The 18,089-nt window shown below is 62.5% G+C and carries 16 protein-coding genes; 8 read left to right on the forward strand and 8 right to left on the reverse strand.

What is annotated here, in order from left to right; genetic code table 11:
* The first annotated feature begins 94 nt into the window (after positions 1-94).
* From P1T08_03880 to P1T08_03890, 3 genes are all read left to right on the forward strand, one after another.
* Positions 95-1,309 (forward strand): aspartate aminotransferase family protein, encoded by a 1,215-nt coding sequence (locus tag P1T08_03880; GenBank protein MDF1595225.1) that lies wholly within the window; start codon positions 95-97, stop codon positions 1,307-1,309.
* 67 nt (positions 1,310-1,376) lie between these two features.
* Entirely contained in the window at positions 1,377-2,498 is a 1,122-nt protein-coding gene (gene ald, locus P1T08_03885) for an alanine dehydrogenase (protein MDF1595226.1), read from the forward strand.
* Between the two features lie 52 nt (positions 2,499-2,550).
* Positions 2,551-3,420, forward strand: coding sequence for a polysaccharide deacetylase (locus tag P1T08_03890; GenBank protein ID MDF1595227.1), 870 nt, complete (start codon positions 2,551-2,553; stop codon positions 3,418-3,420).
* A gap of 3 nt (positions 3,421-3,423) precedes the next feature.
* On the opposite strand, the gene P1T08_03895 is transcribed toward P1T08_03890, so the two are convergent.
* Genes P1T08_03895 through P1T08_03910 form a run of 4 tightly spaced genes read right to left on the reverse strand, consistent with a single transcriptional unit; the run spans position 3,424 to position 7,215 of the window.
* On the reverse strand, positions 3,424-4,479 hold the full coding sequence (locus P1T08_03895; protein ID MDF1595228.1) for an ABC transporter ATP-binding protein: 1,056 nt from the start codon (positions 4,477-4,479) through the stop codon (positions 3,424-3,426).
* On the reverse strand, positions 4,476-5,264 hold the full coding sequence (locus tag P1T08_03900; protein MDF1595229.1) for an ABC transporter permease: 789 nt from the start codon (positions 5,262-5,264) through the stop codon (positions 4,476-4,478). The genes P1T08_03895 and P1T08_03900 overlap by 4 nt, the downstream gene beginning before the upstream one ends.
* On the reverse strand, positions 5,261-6,136 hold the full coding sequence (locus tag P1T08_03905; protein MDF1595230.1) for an ABC transporter permease: 876 nt from the start codon (positions 6,134-6,136) through the stop codon (positions 5,261-5,263). Before P1T08_03905 ends, P1T08_03900 begins: the two co-directional genes overlap by 4 nt.
* On the reverse strand, positions 6,112-7,215 hold the full coding sequence (locus tag P1T08_03910) for an extracellular solute-binding protein (GenBank protein ID MDF1595231.1): 1,104 nt from the start codon (positions 7,213-7,215) through the stop codon (positions 6,112-6,114). The genes P1T08_03905 and P1T08_03910 overlap by 25 nt, the downstream gene beginning before the upstream one ends.
* 180 nt (positions 7,216-7,395) lie before the next feature.
* Here P1T08_03910 and speB point away from each other — a divergent pair, with 180 nt between their 5' ends.
* Both speB and P1T08_03920 read left to right on the forward strand, forming a co-directional pair.
* Entirely contained in the window at positions 7,396-8,379 is a 984-nt protein-coding gene (speB, locus tag P1T08_03915) for an agmatinase (protein ID MDF1595232.1), read from the forward strand.
* A 114-nt stretch (positions 8,380-8,493) separates the two neighbouring features.
* Positions 8,494-9,129 carry a TetR/AcrR family transcriptional regulator gene (locus P1T08_03920; GenBank protein ID MDF1595233.1) on the forward strand — a complete coding sequence of 212 codons (636 nt, stop codon included), beginning with the start codon at positions 8,494-8,496 and terminating at the stop codon, positions 9,127-9,129.
* Between the two features lie 30 nt (positions 9,130-9,159).
* On the opposite strand, the gene P1T08_03925 is transcribed toward P1T08_03920, so the two are convergent.
* From P1T08_03925 to P1T08_03940, 4 genes are all read right to left on the reverse strand, one after another.
* Positions 9,160-10,839 carry an urease subunit alpha gene (locus P1T08_03925; protein ID MDF1595234.1) on the reverse strand — a complete coding sequence of 560 codons (1,680 nt, stop codon included), beginning with the start codon at positions 10,837-10,839 and terminating at the stop codon, positions 9,160-9,162.
* The gene (gene ureB, locus P1T08_03930) at positions 10,829-11,536 is read right to left on the reverse strand and encodes an urease subunit beta (protein MDF1595235.1); all 708 of its coding nucleotides are present in this window, start codon (positions 11,534-11,536) and stop codon (positions 10,829-10,831) included. Before ureB ends, P1T08_03925 begins: the two co-directional genes overlap by 11 nt.
* 18 nt (positions 11,537-11,554) lie before the next feature.
* Complete coding sequence (locus tag P1T08_03935) at positions 11,555-12,994, reverse strand: amidase (GenBank protein ID MDF1595236.1); 1,440 nt, start codon at positions 12,992-12,994, stop codon at positions 11,555-11,557.
* 92 nt (positions 12,995-13,086) lie between these two features.
* Complete coding sequence (locus P1T08_03940) at positions 13,087-13,758, reverse strand: TetR/AcrR family transcriptional regulator (GenBank protein ID MDF1595237.1); 672 nt, start codon at positions 13,756-13,758, stop codon at positions 13,087-13,089.
* Between the two features lie 111 nt (positions 13,759-13,869).
* Here P1T08_03940 and P1T08_03945 point away from each other — a divergent pair, with 111 nt between their 5' ends.
* Genes P1T08_03945 through P1T08_03955 form a run of 3 tightly spaced genes read left to right on the forward strand, consistent with a single transcriptional unit; the run spans position 13,870 to position 18,089 of the window.
* Complete coding sequence (locus tag P1T08_03945; protein MDF1595238.1) at positions 13,870-15,003, forward strand: serine/threonine protein kinase; 1,134 nt, start codon at positions 13,870-13,872, stop codon at positions 15,001-15,003.
* A 46-nt stretch (positions 15,004-15,049) separates the two neighbouring features.
* Entirely contained in the window at positions 15,050-16,459 is a 1,410-nt protein-coding gene (locus P1T08_03950; protein MDF1595239.1) for an aminotransferase, read from the forward strand.
* A 4-nt stretch (positions 16,460-16,463) separates the two neighbouring features.
* Entirely contained in the window at positions 16,464-18,089 is a 1,626-nt protein-coding gene (locus P1T08_03955; protein ID MDF1595240.1) for an amidohydrolase, read from the forward strand.

An 18,089-nucleotide genomic window follows, 5' to 3' on the forward strand; every position in this document is an offset into this window, starting at 1 on the left:
TCGAGTTCCTCCGGCTCCGGCGTTGCCGGGCCCGGCTGCATGCGATAGACTACCTATCAATCGATAGGTAGTGCCAATCAGGAGGCCGCGGCCCATGCCCAGCTCGTTCTTGCATCCGTTCACGCCACCTCGAAAGACGGAGTTCATCTCGATCACCGGTGGTAAGGGCGCCGTCGTTTTTGATGACCAGGGAAACGAGTACATCGACGGAATGGGCTCGTTGTGGTACGCCAACGTTGGCTACGGCCGGGAAGAAATCGCCGAGGCGATCGCCGACCAGGCGAAGAAGCTAGGCGCCTATCACACCTTCGACCCGTTCACGAACCCGCAAACCGAGGAACTCGCCGCCAAGGTCGTCGAGCTGTCGCCGTTCGACAACGCTCGGGTATTCCTGGGTTCGTCTGGATCCGAGGCCGTCGACACGGCCATGAAACTCGCCCGCATCGCCCAGCGCGAGTCGGGCCATCCTCAGAAGCAGATCATCGTGAGCCGTGAGCGCGGGTACCACGGCACCAACTACGGCGGAACCTCGGTGCAGGGCATTGCTCCCAACCGCGAAGGGTTTGGGCCGCTGGTGCCGGGCATCATCAACGTGGTCGCCGACGACGATGAAGCGATGAAGAAGATCTTTGCCGAGCACGGTGACGAAATCGCGGCGGTGATCACCGAGCCGATCCAGGGAGCGGGCGGGGTGTGGCCACCCCCCGAGGGCTATCTGTCGCATCTGCGCGATCTCTGCGACACCTACGGGGCCTTTCTCATCCATGATGAAGTCATCACCGGATTCGGGCGCACCGGGAAGTGGTTCGGCAGCCAGTTCTACGGGGTAACACCCGACATGATCACGTTCGCCAAAGGTGTGACCTCGGGCTACGTGCCGCTGTCAGGGGTGATCGTCGGCCCTGCCGTTCTGGCCGGGCTCGAAGCAAACGACGGCTTCATCCTACGGACGGGCTACACATATTCTGGGCACCCGCTGGGTTGTGTCGCCGCGCTGAAGTGCATCGAGATTCAAGAGCGGGAAGGCCTGTTGGCCAGGGCGACCGAGATCGGGAAGCGCCTGTCCGCCGGGCTCAACACCTTGCGCGATGAAGGGTTGCTGAGCGATGTGCGCGGCGAGGGAGCCGTTTGGGGAATCTCCGTACCGGACGGCGTCAACGTCGTGGCGGTGCGTGACGCTCTTCTGAAGAAGGGCGTGATCATCCGCCCGATTCCACCGAACCATCTCACGATGTGCCCGCCGCTCGTCATCACCGACGACCAGATCGACACGATCGTCTCTTCCCTGCGGAGTGTGTTGAAGGGGTAGGAGATCGTTCATGACGACACGGCAACCGGAATTGTGAGTTAGCCCACCGCAACGGAGGTACAGCGAGATGCTTGTTGGGGCGCCGAAAGAGATCAAGAAGGCAGAACGACGCGTCGGCCTGACGCCGTCGAGTGTGAGAGAACTGGTGGCTCACGGTCACGAGGTTCTGGTCGAGACGGCTGCCGGAGCCGGTATCGGCGCTTCGGACGAGGACTACGTATCGGCCGGTGCTCGCATCGCCGCGACTGCGGTGGAGGTGTGGGATCAGGCGGAGATGATCGTCAAGGTCAAGGAACCGCAGGCAGTCGAGCGGGCCCAGCTCAGCGAAGATCAGGTGCTGTTCACCTACCTCCATCTCGCTCCCGATCCCGACCAAACGAGAGACCTCGTCGACGGAGGTGCAACCTGCATAGCCTACGAGACGGTGACCGATCGCAATGGCGGCCTGCCGCTGCTTGCTCCGATGTCTCAGGTCGCAGGTCGTATGTCGATTCAGGCAGGCGCCCACTGCCTCGAGGCTCCCAGTGGTGGGGCAGGGCTCCTGCTGGGTGGCGTACCGGGTGTCCACTCGGCGAAGGTAGTGGTGATCGGTGGGGGTGTCGTCGGCGAGCATGCGATCGAGATGGCAGTCGGCCTCGGCGCGTTTGTCACCGTGCTGGATCGCGACATTGGCGTTCTGGATCGTCTCGCCAGGCGCTTCGGCACTCTGCTGGAGACCGTTTACTCGACCGCGTCGGCCCTCGAGGAACTGGTGCTCGACGCCGACCTCGTCATCGGGGCCGTCCTGGTCAAGGGTGATCGAGCCCCTCGCCTCGTGACGGCCGAAATGGTCAAGGCGATGCGCCCGGGTTCCGTCCTGGTGGATGTGGCGATCGATCAGGGCGGCTGTTTTGAGACCTCACGCCCGACCACACATGAGGAGCCAACGTACATCGTCGACGGCGTTGTGCATTACTGCGTAGCCAACATGCCTGGCGCCGTGCCACGTACGTCCACCTACGCGCTCAACAACGCCACGCTTCCATTCGCACTGGCGCTGGCCGACAAGGGCGCCAAACAGGCGATGCTCGATGATGTTCACCTCCTGGGCGGCCTCAACGTGTGCAGAGGACAAGTAACGGAAGAGCACGTCGCCAGAGAACTCGGTTATGAGTACGTGGAAGCGGCGGAGGCACTGAGGGCCTGCTGATGCACGGTCATCAATTCTCTCACCGGTCATGGCTCGTGCGACGGTGGCCGCGATGAGCGTAGCTCCGGGCGAGTTTGCCTGGCCGGCCGGGTACCGTTCGGCCGTCGCGCTGACGTTCGATCTTGATGCCGAGTCGGTCGTGCTGGCGGTTGATCGGTCGTATGCCTCCCGCCCTTCGGTGATGACGCATCAAGCATACGGACCTTTGACTGGACTACCGCGGTTGCTCGAGGTGCTTGGTGGGGAGGCGTTGCATGCCACGTTCTTCATTCCCGGGTTCACGGCCGACCGATATCCCGGCGCCGTTGCCGCGGTCCTCGAGGCAGGACACGAGGTGGCTCATCACGGGTATCTGCACCGTCCACCTGCACATCTTCTCGTGGAAGAGGAGCGAGCGGAGCTGGAGCGTGGGCTCGAGGCTCTTGGGAAACACGGGGTGCGGCCCGCCGGGTTCCGTGCGCCCTGGTGGGAGACGTCTGCCGACACACTCGGCCTGCTGGCGGAGTTCGGATTCGAATACGATGCCAGCCTGTTTGATCGCGATACCCCCTACCCGGTGGCGACGGATCAGGGCGTGATCGTGGAGATACCGCAGTCGTGGGCATTCGACGATTGGGAACGATATGCCTATCTGCCGGACCCTCCGGCCGGTCAAGGGGTGATCGAGCGTCCCTCCGACGTCATGGAAACCTGGTGGCAAGACATCTTGGCCTACCGGGAGTACGGCGGTTGCGCCGTCCCGGTGATGCACCCCTTTCTGTCGGGGCGACCGGCCCGGGCGCTGGCGCTGGCAGGGTTGCTTGAACGCCTGGCTTCACTGCCGGATGTGTGGGTGACCACGTTGGGGGAGATTGCCTCTCACACTTCCGACCTGGGGATGGAGGCCGCCCCGCTCGATCTTCCTGACCTCGACGGCGTCTGACCGCTACGACTCGAGGAGCACGAAGTCGTCGAGGTCGGCGCTGACACGCACTATCTGATCGACGGCCAGAGCCGGTTTGGCGGGCGAGTTGAGGATCAGTTCCGCATGTCCCAGCGCAATTCTGCACCGCTGGTGAGCCCCGATGAAGTGGCGGTCGACGACCCGGCCCTCTCCGAGCTGAAATCCTCCCGTTTCGTCTGCCCGGAGGTGCTCGGGACGAATCGCCAGCGTGACCGAAGCGTCCCGGCTTGCCCGGCCGGGCACCGAGAACGTCCCGAACGCGGTTCCCACCTCGACCGTTCCGCCGGCGGTGTCCCTCACCGTTCCATCGACCAGGTTGCTGTCACCCATGAACGTTGCGGCGAAGCGTGTTGATGGGCGGAGGTACAGGCGGTCCGGGGGTCCGTGATCTTCGATCCGGCCGTCGCGGAGCACCACGATGGTGTCTGCAAGACTCATGGCCTCCTCTTGATCGTGGGTCACGTGGACGAAGGTGGTTCCTAGCCGTCTCTGGATTTCGCTCAGCTCATCCTGCATCTGACGTCGGAGCTTGAGGTCGAGGGCGCCCAATGGTTCATCGAGAAGCAACACCCGGGGTTCGATGACCACCGCCCGGCCGAGTGCGATTCGTTGTCGCTGTCCGCCGGACAGTGAGGCGATATGGCGATCGCCGATGCCTGGTAGACCGACCAGCTCCAGAGCAGTTTCAACGCGCCGGCGGCGTTCGTCACCCTTTATGCCATGCATGGCGAGGCCGAAGCCGATGTTCTTGGCGACGGTCATGTGCGGGAACAGGGCGTAGTCCTGAAAGACCGTGGTGGTGGGTCGCCGGACCGGCGGGAGGTCGGTCACATCGCTGTCGTCGATGTGTATACGCCCCTCCGTGGGCTCCGTGAAGCCGCCCAGAATGCTCAGCAGCGTCGTCTTGCCGCTGCCGGACGGACCCAGGATGACCACATAGGAACCCGGCTCAACCACGAGATTCACGTCATCGAGCGCGGCGGTATCACCGTAGCGCTTCGTGACACCGTCGATAGTGAGCCGTGCGCCGCGCGTCATCGCTGTTTCTCCAGTCTTCGTCTGATGAGGGCATAGGTGATGATGAGCATGCCGATCGACAGGGCGAACACGATCGTGCCTGCTGCGTTGGTCTTTGGATTGAGCCCGGTCCGCAGGGCCGACCAGATCTCAACCGGGAGCGTCACATCGAACCGGGTGAGCAGTAGAGCGATGACGAACTCGTCCCAGGAAAGCGTGAAGGACAGCAGGAAGGCAGCGAGCAACCCGGGCGCGAGCAATGGGACGGCTACTAGCGCGAGAACCCGTGACTCCCGGGCCCCGAGATCACGGGCGGCCTGCTCGAAGCGCGCTTGTTGCTCGTTCATCTGACTCAGGATGATGGCGAAGGCGAGGGGAAGATTGATCACCACATGGCCGATCGTGACCGTGATCAGCGATCTCCCGATTGCGAGCTCGCTGAAGGCGAGGGACAGGCCGAGTCCTATGACGAGATAGGAGACACCGAGAGGTGCAATCAAGAACGCCCGGAGTGCCTGGACTCCTTTGGGACGGAATCTGGCCAGGCCGTAGGCAGCGAGGAACCCGAGCACTGTGCAGATCAATGCTGAGGTTATGGCGACCAGCGCCGAGTTGCGCAACGCCGCCATCATCCGCCCATCGGCGAACAAGGCCTCATACCAGCGCAAGGACAGGCCGCGGAGTGGAGGAACGGCTAACGCCCCGTCCTGGAAGGAGAAGAGCACGAGTGCCAGCACGGGCAGAAGGATGAAACCGAATACGGCAGCGAGGTATGAGTAGCGGATCACACCGCCGATCCGTTTCATTCCTGCTCCAGCGTGAGCCGCTTGGCCGAGGCGGCATAGACCACGATGACGACAACGAGGAGAACAACGCTGAGCGCCGCAGCCAGCGGAAAGTCTCCCCGCCGCTGCACCTGGAGCATGATCGCCTGGGGGAGCAGCAGCTCCTGGCCACCACCGAGGATCTGCGGAGTGATGAAGTCACCGATGGCGAGGACGAAGGTGAGGAAGGCACCGACGACAACACCGGGCATGCTGAGCGGGAGCGTCACCCGAAGGAAAGTCAAGAAAGACGAGGCGCCGAGGTCCCTCGCTGCCTTCCGGTACGACTCGGGTATCTGGGTCAGGCTGGCATAGATCGTGAGGGAGGTGAGCATCGTGAAGAAGTGCACGAATCCGACCACGGTTGCCAGCCGTGTGTTGGACAGTGTGATCGGCGACGAGATCAATCCGGTGGATGTCATCAGTTCGTTGACGACACCGTTCTTGCCCAGAACCAACAGCCAGCTGTAAGAGCGGACCACGTAGGAGGTCCAGAACGGGAGCACGGCGAGCAGCAGGAGCGGGCGTTGCCAGCGCGGAGGCACGCGATACGCCAGGATGTAGGCGAACGGATAGGCCACGAGAATGCTGAAAACGACTGTGATGGCCACGACCTCGAGCGAATTCCGCAACGCGTCGAAGAACACCGGTTCGTCGATGATCCTCCGGTAGTTGTACAAGCTGGGCGAAGTGTCGATCGTGCCGCCGACTCTTCGAAAGAGGCTGTAGGCGACCACCAACCCCATCGGAGCGAGGAAGAAGAGACTCGTCCAGAGAAGGGCTGGACCCGCCAGGGTCCAACCCTTCCTCGAAGATGTCTGGGCTGCCGTCAACCCTGCAGGAACCTTGTCCACACGTCGAGCATGGCCGCGTCGAGGTCGGCGTCCGGGATGAAGTACGGGTACGAGTTACCGACGAACCCCTCCTGTTCGTCCCAGCGGAGGATCTTCTTTTCGGCGTCGCTCAGCGTGGCTTTTGAGTTGGCCGGCATCGCCCAGTAACACGAGGAGGTAGCCAGACGTGCCTGGCCCTCCGGGCTCACGATGTACTGAACGAACTTGGTGGCCAGGTCCTTCTTCTCCGAATCTGCGAACACCCCGATAGCTTGCTGCCAGCGGATTCCGCCTTGATTCGGGAGGATCCAGTCGAACGCCGGGTTCTCGGCGTTGAGGACGCCCGTCACGAACTCGCCGCCGCCGACGATGATGTCGACTTCTCCGGTGGCGAGTGCGGTCTGCGTGGTGACCACATCTCCGATCAAAGCGACATGCGGCTTGAGGTCCATCAAGCGTTGCTCGATGGCCGGGAGGTCGTCGACGGTCAGGTCGGCAGGCTTGATGCCGAGGCTGATTGCTACCTGCTCCATCACCGGTATGTAGTAGTCGTACACGGCGATCCGCCCGTCGTACTCCGGATCCCACAGCGATTCGACGTCGCGCATGGCGTCCACCGAGACGTTGTCGCCGTTGAAGGCGATCGTGTTGTAGCCGAACTTCTCAGGCACTGCGTAGAGCTTGTCGTTCTGGTAGTGCGTTCCGGGTAGATCGACGTCGGCGAAGAAATCATCCCACGGATAATCATCCGGGTTCAGCTCGGCGAGCAACCCGGCATCGACAATCCGCGGGACGTCCACCGAATCGACCACGAACACATCCCATTCACCGGGCTGTGACTGCTCAATGAGCCCCAATGCAACTCCGGTGCCGTCGTAGTCTTTGACGTTGACCGTGACGTTGTTGGCCTCCTCGAAGGGCTGGAGCAACGCCGGATCGGTGTGATCACACCACACCAGGGCGTTCAGCTCCGTGGGTGTGTCGCCGGATACCGCACCGCCCTCGGTGGTGTCGGATTCTGCATCGCCGCAGGCGGAAGCAATGAGTGCGAAGGCGAGGAGTGCTCCGATCAACTGAAGGATCCTGTTGCGTGAATTCATCTTCTCTTTCTCCTGATGGGAATTGGGCTGTGAGCTCCTATCGGTCGATAGGTTAGCGGGTGCATGATTCGGCCGGTTTCTTGCAGCGAGCGGATGGCTGCCGCCCCGGACATCGGTTGGTATTCTCCGGCCGGGCCGGTGGCGACCGGCACCCGCAATTCTAAAGCTTGGAGGCACGGCGTGAATCCCGGAACACCCTTTGACGCCAGCCGTGTTCACGCCTTTTCTTCCGGTTCTACGTTTGCGGGTGTTCCGGCTGCGACTCTCGAGGACCTCCAGGGAGCACGCGCCGTGATCGTTGGTGCTCCGTTCGACTGGGGCACGTCATATCGTCCCGGCACGAGGTTCGGGCCCAAAGCCATTCGGGAGAGTGACTACCTTGCCGCCGATGCCTATCGGCCTCATCTGCCGACCGGCCTCAACGCCCTCGAGGGGGTGGTCGACATCGGAGATATCGAGCTTCGTCCGGGAGACATCGAGGGTGATCTCGATCGGATCGCCGCCACAATCGAACGGATCAGCGGGGACGGATCCATTCCCATCGTGCTGGGTGGCGATCACACCATCACATATGCCAACGCCACCGGCGTGGCCAGGACATACGGTTTTGGGGAGGTAGCGCTGGTTCACTTTGACGCCCACGCTGATACCGGAGAGACGACCGGCTATGGATCCCTCTACGGTCATGGAACACCGATGCGCCGGCTGATCGAGTCGGGTGCAGTACCCGGAAGCAGGTTCGTCCAGATCGGCCTACGCGGGTACTGGCCGGGCCCGGACACGGTTGCCTGGATGCGGGAACAGGGATTGCGCGGCTACCTGATGACCGAGATCGAGGATCGGGGATTGAAGTCGGTCGTCGACGAGGCGGTCGCGCACGCCGGCGACGGCGCCGACGCAGTGTTCCTGTCCGTCGACATCGATGTTGTCGATCCGGGCATGGCGCCGGGTACGGGCACCCCGGAGCCGGGCGGTCTCACCTCGAGGCAGATCCTCGACACGGTGCGGAGGATGTCTCGTGAGCTGCGCATCGTCGGAGCCGACATCGTCGAAGTCTCACCGCCCTACGACGGACCGGGCGCCATCACGTCGTTTCTCGCCAACCGAATCGTCATGGAGGTCCTCAACGGCCTGGCCGAGCGAGCTGCCGGCGTGAGTTCATAGCCGGTCGGATGGCATTGTGTTACGGCGGAATCTTCGGTAGCCTATCGATTGATAGCCTCGATCGGGCATTCCCTCGGCTGCTGCTGCAGCTTCACCCTCACACCGAGAGACGGCATGACCGGACCTGAACTCGAATCCGAAGAGCTTCCGACCAGGGAGCGCATTCTGCGCGAGGCTTCGAGGTTGTTCGGCAAGAAGGGGTATCACGGGACCTCAACCCGCAAGATCGCGGAGGCTGTGGATATCCGCCAACCGTCGCTCTTCCATCACTTCGCCTCCAAGGACGCCATCATGGCTGAGCTGATCGATATCGATCTCGACGAGGCGGCGAGGGTAGCGCAGGCCCAAGCGTCGGCCGGCGGGTCCGCCGCACTCCGGCTCTACAGGTATCTGATCTGGGACATCTCCTTCATCTGCCGGTGTGCGTACGACCTGTCCGCCGTCGAGTCGGTGCTCGACGATCCCGCTTTCTCAGACAAGCGGGCGCGCCACCAAACGCTCGTCGACGCCAGGCGGTCGTTGATCGAGGAGGCGATCGACTCGGGAGAATTCGTGAAGGTGGATCCCGAGGTGGCCGAGAGGGCCATCGCCTGGATCCTGAGGGGCGACATCAACGATACGGCCGGACAAACCATCCCCGATGCGGACGTCGTCGCCGACCAGCTCGCTTCGTTCGTTCTGCGGGCACTCCTGTCCGATCCGTCGCAACTCGACGAGATCAGATCCGCAGCCGGAGAAGATTTCGCGTGAGAACGTAGCGACTGGACGGAGTGCCTCGGATCAAGCGAAGTGGTACCGCTGCCCGAGGGGGACTTCCGTGACCGGCGCCAGCCGGGCCGGGCGGCCTTCGATCAGCACCGGACCGTCGTCATCAGGAACCTCGACCTTCGGTACGGAGTTGTTGGCCACCATTTGCGCCCGGGTCAGCCGGCGCGTGTTGCGGACGGCCTCCACGTGGCGGCCGGGGAGACCATCAGAGATGCCGGCTACTGCTGCTGCTTGCGAAACGAACACGGTCGCCAGCCTTCCTGGAGCATCGCCCAGTCCGCCGAACATCGGTCCGTACATCCTGGGCTGGCCGCGACGGATCGAGGAGCTGCCATCACCGGAGGCACCCCAGGCGATGAAACCTCGCTTCACCACCATTTCTGGTTTCGTGCCGAAGAACTCAGGACGCCAGAGAACGAGGTCGGCGAGCTTGCCGGGTTCCAGGGAGCCAACCTGCGAGCTCAATCCATGGGTGATGGCAGGGTTGATCGTGTATTTGGCCAGATAGCGGCGAACCCGCTCGTTCTGCTGTCCCTCGGCGGCGACTTCCCGCCCCATCACATCGGCGAGCTGCCAGGTGCGGCGAATCACTTCGCCACCTCGTCCCATTCCGAGCGAGTCCGAATTGATGATGCTGATGGCTCCCTGCTCGTGAAGCCAGCTCTCGGCCTCCATCGTGCGCGCCCTGACTCGTGATCTCGTGGCGGCGACATCGGAAGCCACTGCGGCGTTCTGGTGGTGGACGATCATGGCCATAGGGACGATCTCGTCGAGGGCGTTGACTCCGAACGGCACGGTTGGCGTGGTGGAGGAAGCGAGAACATGAGGTTGCGAGACCAATTCGATCGAGTTGGGCACATGCCCGCCGCCGGAGCCCTCCACGTGATATGCGTGCACCGTTCGACCATCGAGGGCATCCAGACTATCGGCGAGCGAACCCGACTCGTTGAGCGAATCTGTGTGCATGGCGACGGCTACGTCGAACTCCTCCGCCACCGTCAAGCAACAATCAACAATGGACGGAGATCCTCCGAAGTCCTCGTGGATCTTCAGCCCGGATGCTCCTGCGCTCAGTGCCTGCTCGAGGGCCGATGGGTCGTAGGCCCCTCGCGCCAGGAACGCTACGTTGAGCGGAATCGCTCGCCAGGCCTCTAGCATTCCCTGGAGGTGGGCACGTGGATTGACGCCGACGTCCCACACGCCTCCCGACCCCATGCCCACGATCGTCGTGATACCCGAGCCGAGCAACACGGGGAGCACGGCCGGAGACGAGAGGTGCACGTGCGAGTCGACTCCCCCAGGAGTAGCGATCATCCCCTCGCCGGGTAGCAGGCTGGTGTGGGGTCCGATGACCAGGTCGACATTGTCCATCACGTCCGGATTTCCGGCCCGACCGATTCCGACGATCCGCCCATCCTTGATCCCGATGTTCCCTTTGAAGACGCCGAGGAGAGGATCCATGATCACCACGTTGCTAATCACGAGATCCAGCATCGAGGCGGAGCCCGGCCGACTCTGCACGAGCATCCCGGCCTGTGTCGTCTTCCCGCATCCAGCGAGAACCTCGTCGCCGTAGGAAGTCTCATCCCTTTCGATCTCCACGAGGATCGAGGTATCGCCGAGGCGAATCCGGTCTCCGACGGTGGGACCGTACAGCGTCCCATACAACTCCCGGTCGACTTCACCGGGCATCGCTCTGCTCCTCGTGGGCGTATCCTCGGCGAATCGCACTTGCGACCGTCTCGTCTATGTCGACCTCATCGAGTGGGCCGTCGACCAGACCACCGAATCCCCAGACTTCCCGATTGCCACCGAGTGGAATCAGGCTGACTTCTTTGCGTTCATGTGGCTCCCATCTCACGGCCGTTCCGGCCGGAATGTCTAGGCGCCTGCCGAGCGCCGCCCTCCGGTCGAAGTTGAGACTCCGGTTGGCCTCGGAGAAGTGGAAGTGCGAAGTTACTTCGATCGGTGTACTCGACTGGTTCTCAACGATGACTGCGAGCGGGGTCCGTCCGGCATTGATCAATACCGGCTCGGTTCCCGGGATGACCTGGCCCGGGACGTCACGATCGTCACGGGCTAGGGCAGGCCCGAAGGGATACTCGACTACCACGAGCGCTGTGCCGCTCGGGAAGAGCGCGTCGATCTCAATCCTGCCAACGATCTCCTGGACGCCCTCCATTACGTCTTGGCGGCCCAACACCGTTTCGGCTCGGGCAACGACCTCCCGGAGAGGCAGCCCGTCCCACGCCATTTCGAGGATCTCGTCACAGATAACGGCGACGGCCTCGGGGGCGTTCAGCTTTCGGCCTCTGTCGCGTCGTCGCCGTGCCAGTTCGGCCAGGGTGAAGATGGTCAGACGATTGCGTTCCTTGGCGGTCAAGCGCATGAGTGGAGTCCCTTCTCGTCAGGCCCGATCAGCAGGTCGGTCTAGGCCGAGGCCGGGGCTATGTTTCTCAAAGAGATTGCCGAACGACGATTCCAGTCCGAGCGCCACCCGGAATGGGACGGCATCAGAATGGGGCGGGCCGACGATTTGCATGCCGATCGGCACTCCCGTGCTCGGTGCGAGTCCGATCGGCAAGTTGACCACGGGGAGCGTGCCGAGGATGTTGAACGGATAGGTCATAACCAGGTCGAGCATGTCCCCGAGATCGCCGGTGCCTCCCGAATCGGGATGACCGAGGTCGGCCGCGATCGAAGTGGTGACGAGTGTCGGGCATATCAACGCTTCGTACCCGGCGTGGAACACGGTGCGTTGAAGTCCGGCAAACATCTCATCTCCGTAGCGCCAGCTCTCTATCCACTCCTCGACGGATACCGGCGCTCTCCCGAAGAACTCGCGAATGTATGGAGTCAGGCGGTCGTCACTCGTGTCAGGGATGGACCCTCGGAGAATGGCGCCGGACTGGAATGAGAGGTGGGTCATCGCGATGTTCGCGGCTCGCCCTGTCCAGTCGAGTTCTACGGTTTCAACCGTTGCACCGAGTCCGCGCAGCCGGTCGGCCACAGCCTCGAGCGCGTCGACGATCTCCGAGTCGGGTGAGAAGTAGCCAAGGTCGGGGCTCATCGCGATTCGCATGCCGGAAACCGGCAGGAACTGCGACGGCAACTCGAGCGGGGGAGCGGAGTACATGTCGCCATCCAATGGACCGGCGATTGCGTTCTCGAGGAGTATGACATCCGCCACCGTGCGGCCGAGTGGCCCGGAGGCAGCGTAGGGCTCGCGATTCCACGGCCAATACTCGGGAACCCGGCCCCAGGGAGGCTTGAAGCCGACGACACCGTTCATCGACGCCGGAATCCTGATCGACCCACCGATATCGCTGCCGGTCGCCAGGATGGAAGATCCGGCGGCCAGGCTCGCTCCCGAGCCGCCGGACGACCCTCCGCTGGTCATTGCCAGGTTCCACGGCGAACGCGTAATCCCGTGGAGAAACGACCAGGTGACGATGGCCATCGAGAACTCCGGCGTCGTGGTGTGCGCGTGAACAATCCCACCGGCATCGAGTATCCGCTGAGTGATTGGGTCGGTGCCGGAGGCGATCTCGTCCTGGAAAAGCAGCGACCCCTGTGTCCACCGGCGGCCGTCGATGCGCGGTTCGTCCTTGGCGGCGATCGGGAGCCCCTCGAGCGGTCGGGCCGTGCCGCCGGCGTATCGTTCGCCGGCCTCCCTGGCCCGGTCGAGAGCTTCCTCGAAGTATGTGTCGACAAAGGCGTTGATCAGAGGTTCGGTCGCTTCGGCCCTGGCGATGATGGCCTCGAGCAATTCGAGCGGTGAGAGTTGGCGAGTTCGGAACCCGGCCAGTGCTTGCGTAGCGTCTAAGTAGGCAAGTTCGTTGGACATCGCTCTCCACTTCCTGCTCGCTTGACCGTGGGCAGATGTGCTACCGGCCATCTTCGCGCAACCCTATCAAACGATAGGCGAGACCGGGCTTTCTAGACCGAACGGTCGTCGTACAGCGGCAGCAGCGCCATTGCGTCCCGCCTCACCCGATCGAGTGAGTCGGACTCGGCCAGGAGGCTACGGAGAATGAGGGTGGCCGCCTCGTCTGGATGCGATTGTCGCTTGAGATAGTCGGTGGTGGCGAAGAGGTTGGCCCGCGCCAGCAAAGCGCTCACCATCTGCTGTGCGAGCCAGGAGTCGCCATCGGCAAACTCGCCGGACTCCTGACCGGAGCAAATCAACGAATGAGTGAGGTCGTCAAACTGGTTGACCAGAGTTTGGAAGAGGGCCAGGTCGGGGTCATTGAGGACTTCGTAGCTGATGTGGGCCCGCATGTCGTAGGGGGAGTTGACGATCCGGGTGATCTCCCCGCGGATCATGGCGTACAGCTTGGCCGCTGGTGCAGCGTCGGCCTCCACCAGGCGCTTGAGGCCGGCAACTGCGGGAAGGAGGTCATGCTTGTACAGCTCTTCGGCGATAGCCCGTTTGGTGGGGAAGTGAAAGAACAGTGAGGGCTGGCTGATCCCGACGGCGGCCGCGATCTCTCTGGTGGTCGTTCCGTGGTACCCGTTGACCGCCAGCAGCCGGGAAGCTTCGATCAGGATGCGCTCGCGAGTATCCGGAGTGTCGACTGCGGTCGTCTTGTCATTCCCTTTGCTGTTCATGTCCACCACCGAGCGAATCCCATTGTCTCTTCGGAGGCCGTGACCGGCCACCTTCGACAGTCTATCTATCATTTGATAGGCTGGGCGCAGGATCCGTTGTCGGAGGTGTAGATGACCCGGGTGAACTCGTGGAACGAGTGGGATCCGCTCAAGCACGTGGTCGTTGGCCGTATCGACAGCCGGATGGTAGGTGCACCCGAGGCCGGCATGGTTCTCGATCTTCCGGGCGTCGGTCTGAAGCCGGGCGAGTGGCACGAAATACCCGATCATTACGTGGATAAGGCCACCGCGCAGATGGAGAGCTTCGCTTCCCTGCTTGCCGGACGAGGCATCAAAGTCGACCGACCGACTTCGATGGACGATCACCAGTACGTTCGCACTCCGGACTGGGAATGCAACCACATGTTTGGGACGATGCCGCCCCGCGACATCCTGATGGCGTACGGCAACGAGATCCTCGAGGCGACCATGTCGCAGCGATCCCGCTGGTTCGAGTTCCTCGCCTACAAGCCGCTCCTCGAGCGGTACTTCAAAGAGGATCCCAACTTCCTGTGGGAGGCAGCTCCCAAACCGCGTTTGTCTGATGAGTCCTACGTCCCCGGCTACTGGGACGACTTCTACGGCACATGGTCGAACGAGGAACTGACGGCCCGCATGGAGCGGTTTGAGTTTCATCTGACCGAGAAGGAGCCTCTCTTCGATGTTGCCGACGCCATGCGATTTGGCAAAGACATCTTCATCCAGCATTCGGCACCCACCAACAGAGCCGGCATCGACTGGTTCAAACGCCACTTCGAAGCGCGGGGTTTCCGCGTACATGTTCTGGCGTTTGGCGGGACTGTTCAGCCTTGGCATATCGACGTAACGCTCGTTCCGCTGCGGCCGGGTCTGATCATCGTGAACCCGAACCATCCGTCCCTCGTTCCAGAGTTCTACGAACTGTTCAAGATCAACGATTGGGAGGTCGTCGAGGCGGTTCCCGTCTCCAGGGCCAAGCAGCCGCCCTACAGCATGTGCCACGAGTCGCTCGGCTACAACGTGTTCTCGCTCGATCCGAGCACCGTGTGCGTGGAGTCGAACGAAGTTGAGTTCATGGATCAACTCGACGGACTCGGTCTTGACGTCGTCCCCATCGACTTCATCGATGTATCGATGTTCGGCGGCGCCCTGCACTGCGCAACCCTCGACGTTGAGCGGGACGGCGACATGGAGGACTACTTCCCGAACCAGATTCCCGGATTCTGAAGAATCGACTCTTCAACCGACACCGTTTGCAGGAAAGGACCCAGAGATGGCGGACTACATGAGCACCGAGACCCCGGCGGTTGTTGAACGCGATAAGCGCCACCATGTTCATCCATATCAGGTGTTCGACTCGTTCGCCGAGCATGGCGCACTCCCCATCGCCTCCGGGCACGGTGCCTTCATCACCGACACCGACGGCAAGCGGTATGTGGACGCGGTCGGCGGTCTGTGGTGCACGAACATCGGGTTGGGACGCGAGGAAATGGTCGAGGCTATCGCCCACCAGGTGAGACGACTCGCCTATTCCAACCCGTTTGTCGATATGACACATGTGCCGGCGGCTGATCTAGCGACCAAACTCGCCGAGCTCGCTCCCGGTGACTTGAACCACGTGTTCTTCAGTACGGGTGGTTCGACCGCCAACGATCTTGCCTACCGGATCATTCAGTTCTATCAAGCAGTACGCGGCAAACCCGAAAAGCGCCACGTGATCTCTCGCATCGACGCCTATCACGGTCAGACGTACGCGGCCGTGTCGATCGGAGGCAAGCCGGGTGACCGGATCGATGAGTTCGAGTTCCTCGACAACATCCATCATCTCAGCTCACCAAACCAGTATCGGTACGGGCGCCATCTCTCCGAGAAGGAATTCGGCGACCAGTTGTACGACGAGTTCGAGAGCAAGGTGGCCGAACTCGGTGGGGCCGAAAAGGTCGCCGCCTTTTTCGCCGAGCCGATCATGGGTGCAGGTGGCGTTGTCCCTCCTCCCGACAACTATCTGAAACGCATCTGGGAGTTCTGCCGGGACAACGACATCATCTATGTTTCGGATGAAGTCGTCACCGGTTTCGGGCGTCTGGGCGAATGGTTCGCTTCTGAGAAGATCTTCGGTATCGAACCCGACATCATCACCTCCGCCAAGGGTCTCACGTCTGGATACTTGCCACTAGGCGCAACGATCTTCTCAGATCGGATCTTCGATGTGATCGCCGAACCCGGACACCATCGTTATCTGCCGCTGGGTTTCACGTACGGCGGTCATCCTGTCTCCTGCGCGGCCGCTCTCAAGAACATCGAGATAATTGAGAACGAGGGCATCCTCGAGCACGTCCGTGAGATCGGGCCATACCTCATGGAGCAGTTGGAGACTCTGCGGGAGCTGCCGATGGTTGGTGACGTCCGGGGCTCCCACCTGATGGTGTGCATCGAGTTCGTGCGTGATGTCGAGACCGGTGAGGCATATCCAGACGAAATCGACATCGGCAAGCGGGTGTCGAACGAGTGCGATGCTCGCGGCTTGATCGTGCGACCGGTCGAGAACCTCAACATCATGTCGCCGCCGCTCATCATCACACGGCAGGACATCGAGTTCATCGTCGACACGTTACGGGAGTCGATCCCGCCGGCCTATGCGGCGGCCGAGAAGGCGATGACCGAGATTGGGAAGGGGACATAGGTCGATGACTGCGGTGCGGGTCTTCCACAGTGGGATGGTCTACACGGCGGACGCCGCAGGGACCCGGACGCAGGCAGTGGCAGTCGGCCACGGCCGCATCATGGCCGTGGGCAGCGACAACGAGGTGCTAACCGCCTATCCGAGCGCCGAACTGATGGATCTCGGAGGCCGCACCATGGTCCCCGGCTTCATCGACGCTCACAACCACTATCTGGCTACCGGGGAAGGGCTGGCAGCCATCGATGCGCGCTTTCCGGGAGTTGCTTCGCCTGATGACCTCGTGGCGGCAGTAGCCGCAGCAGCCGACGACCGAGCGGCCGGGCAGTGGTTGTCCGGTTTTGGGTTCGATCACGCCAAGTACGACCGGTGGCCCACCCGGTGGGACCTCGACCGAGCGACCACGGAGCATCCTGTCGCCATCCGTCACGTCTCGGGTCATTACCTGCTGGTCAACTCCGTCGCCCTGGCTGCAGCCGGCGTTAACGACTCCACCCCCGATCCAAAGGGCGGCGCTTTCGTACGGGACGAAGTCGGACACCTCACCGGGCTGTGCCTCGATGCAGCGATGGGCATCGTCGAGCCGGTCGCGGTTGACATCGGTTCGCACGGCCCGAACTTCCACGTGCAGGCTTCGATGGACGACCTGGTGGCTGCCGTTGATCGGGCTGGCCGGGCCTACGTGGCCGCCGGCCTTACGACCGTGTGCGACGCCCAGGTCACCAGACGTGAAATGGCCGCCTATCGCCGGGCCCGGGCGCTGGGTTCCTGGTGGGTGCGAGTGGCTTGCATGCCTCTCTCCAACCAACTGGCCGAGTACGGTGCCGCCGGTCTGGCCAGTGGGTTCGGAGACGACATGCTCTGGTTGGGGCCGATGAAGTTCTACATGGATGGCTCCCTGATCGGTGGAACGGCGGTCTTCACGGAACCGTATGGAGAACACGGGGAGTTCGAGGGGATCTTCTACTGGCAGCCCGAGGAGATGCGGTCGATGATCACCGAAGCGCATCGCCAGGGATGGCAGGTGGGAGTGCACACCCAGGGAGACCGCGCCATTGAAGCAACCCTCGATGCCATCGAGGCGGCTATGGAGTCCGATCCACGTCCGGACCCGCGGCACCGAATAGAGCACTGCGGCCTTCCAACGGCGGAGCAGGTCGCCCGCATGGCACGCCTGGGCGTGGTAGCAATCAACCAGCCCAACTATCTGCACGATCAGGGGGACGAGTTCCTCGCCAGGCTCGGCGAGCGGGCTCATCGGCTCCAGCCCCTTCGAGCCGAGCTCGAGGCTGGAGTGACGATCGCCCTGAGCAGCGACGCCGACGTCACCACTTTCCGGCCGCTCGAGACCATCACCAACGCGGTGATGCGCACGACTATGGGAGGTCGAGCGATCGGCGCCGACCAGGCGTTGACCGTTGAGGAGGCGATCCGAGCCCACACCATCGACGCGGCATACTCCATCTTCGCCGAAGACCGGCTCGGATCCATCGAACCCGGCAAACAGGCCGATCTGGTCGTCATCGACGGTGACCCCTTCTCGGCTCCGCCCAACGAGATTCGTGATCTGGAAGTGTGGATGACCGTGATCGACGGAAAGACGGTCTTCGATCCGGGCGGGCTGATCCTGTGA

This window comes from Acidimicrobiia bacterium, assembly GCA_029210695.1.
GTDB lineage: Bacteria > Actinomycetota > Acidimicrobiia > Spongiisociales > JAHEDJ01 > JAHEDJ01.

Excerpts from the sequence above, each read along its gene's own strand:
- ureB (MDF1595235.1), bottom strand. The coding sequence starts at position 11,536 with ATGCGCTTGACCGCCAAGGAACGCAATCGTCTGACCATCTTCACCCTG.
- P1T08_03940 (MDF1595237.1), bottom strand. The coding sequence starts at position 13,758 with ATGAACAGCAAAGGGAATGACAAGACGACCGCAGTCGACACTCCGGAT.
- P1T08_03890 (MDF1595227.1), top strand. The coding sequence starts at position 2,551 with ATGAGCGTAGCTCCGGGCGAGTTTGCCTGGCCGGCCGGGTACCGTTCG.
- P1T08_03900 (MDF1595229.1), bottom strand. The coding sequence starts at position 5,264 with ATGAAACGGATCGGCGGTGTGATCCGCTACTCATACCTCGCTGCCGTA.
- P1T08_03925 (MDF1595234.1), bottom strand. The coding sequence starts at position 10,839 with ATGCCCGGTGAAGTCGACCGGGAGTTGTATGGGACGCTGTACGGTCCC.
- ald (MDF1595226.1), top strand. The coding sequence starts at position 1,377 with ATGCTTGTTGGGGCGCCGAAAGAGATCAAGAAGGCAGAACGACGCGTC.
- P1T08_03935 (MDF1595236.1), bottom strand. The coding sequence starts at position 12,994 with ATGTCCAACGAACTTGCCTACTTAGACGCTACGCAAGCACTGGCCGGG.
- P1T08_03945 (MDF1595238.1), top strand. The coding sequence starts at position 13,870 with ATGACCCGGGTGAACTCGTGGAACGAGTGGGATCCGCTCAAGCACGTG.
- P1T08_03895 (MDF1595228.1), bottom strand. The coding sequence starts at position 4,479 with ATGACGCGCGGCGCACGGCTCACTATCGACGGTGTCACGAAGCGCTAC.
- P1T08_03920 (MDF1595233.1), top strand. The coding sequence starts at position 8,494 with ATGACCGGACCTGAACTCGAATCCGAAGAGCTTCCGACCAGGGAGCGC.
- P1T08_03955 (MDF1595240.1), top strand. The coding sequence starts at position 16,464 with ATGACTGCGGTGCGGGTCTTCCACAGTGGGATGGTCTACACGGCGGAC.
- P1T08_03910 (MDF1595231.1), bottom strand. The coding sequence starts at position 7,215 with ATGAATTCACGCAACAGGATCCTTCAGTTGATCGGAGCACTCCTCGCC.
- P1T08_03880 (MDF1595225.1), top strand. The coding sequence starts at position 95 with ATGCCCAGCTCGTTCTTGCATCCGTTCACGCCACCTCGAAAGACGGAG.
- P1T08_03950 (MDF1595239.1), top strand. The coding sequence starts at position 15,050 with ATGGCGGACTACATGAGCACCGAGACCCCGGCGGTTGTTGAACGCGAT.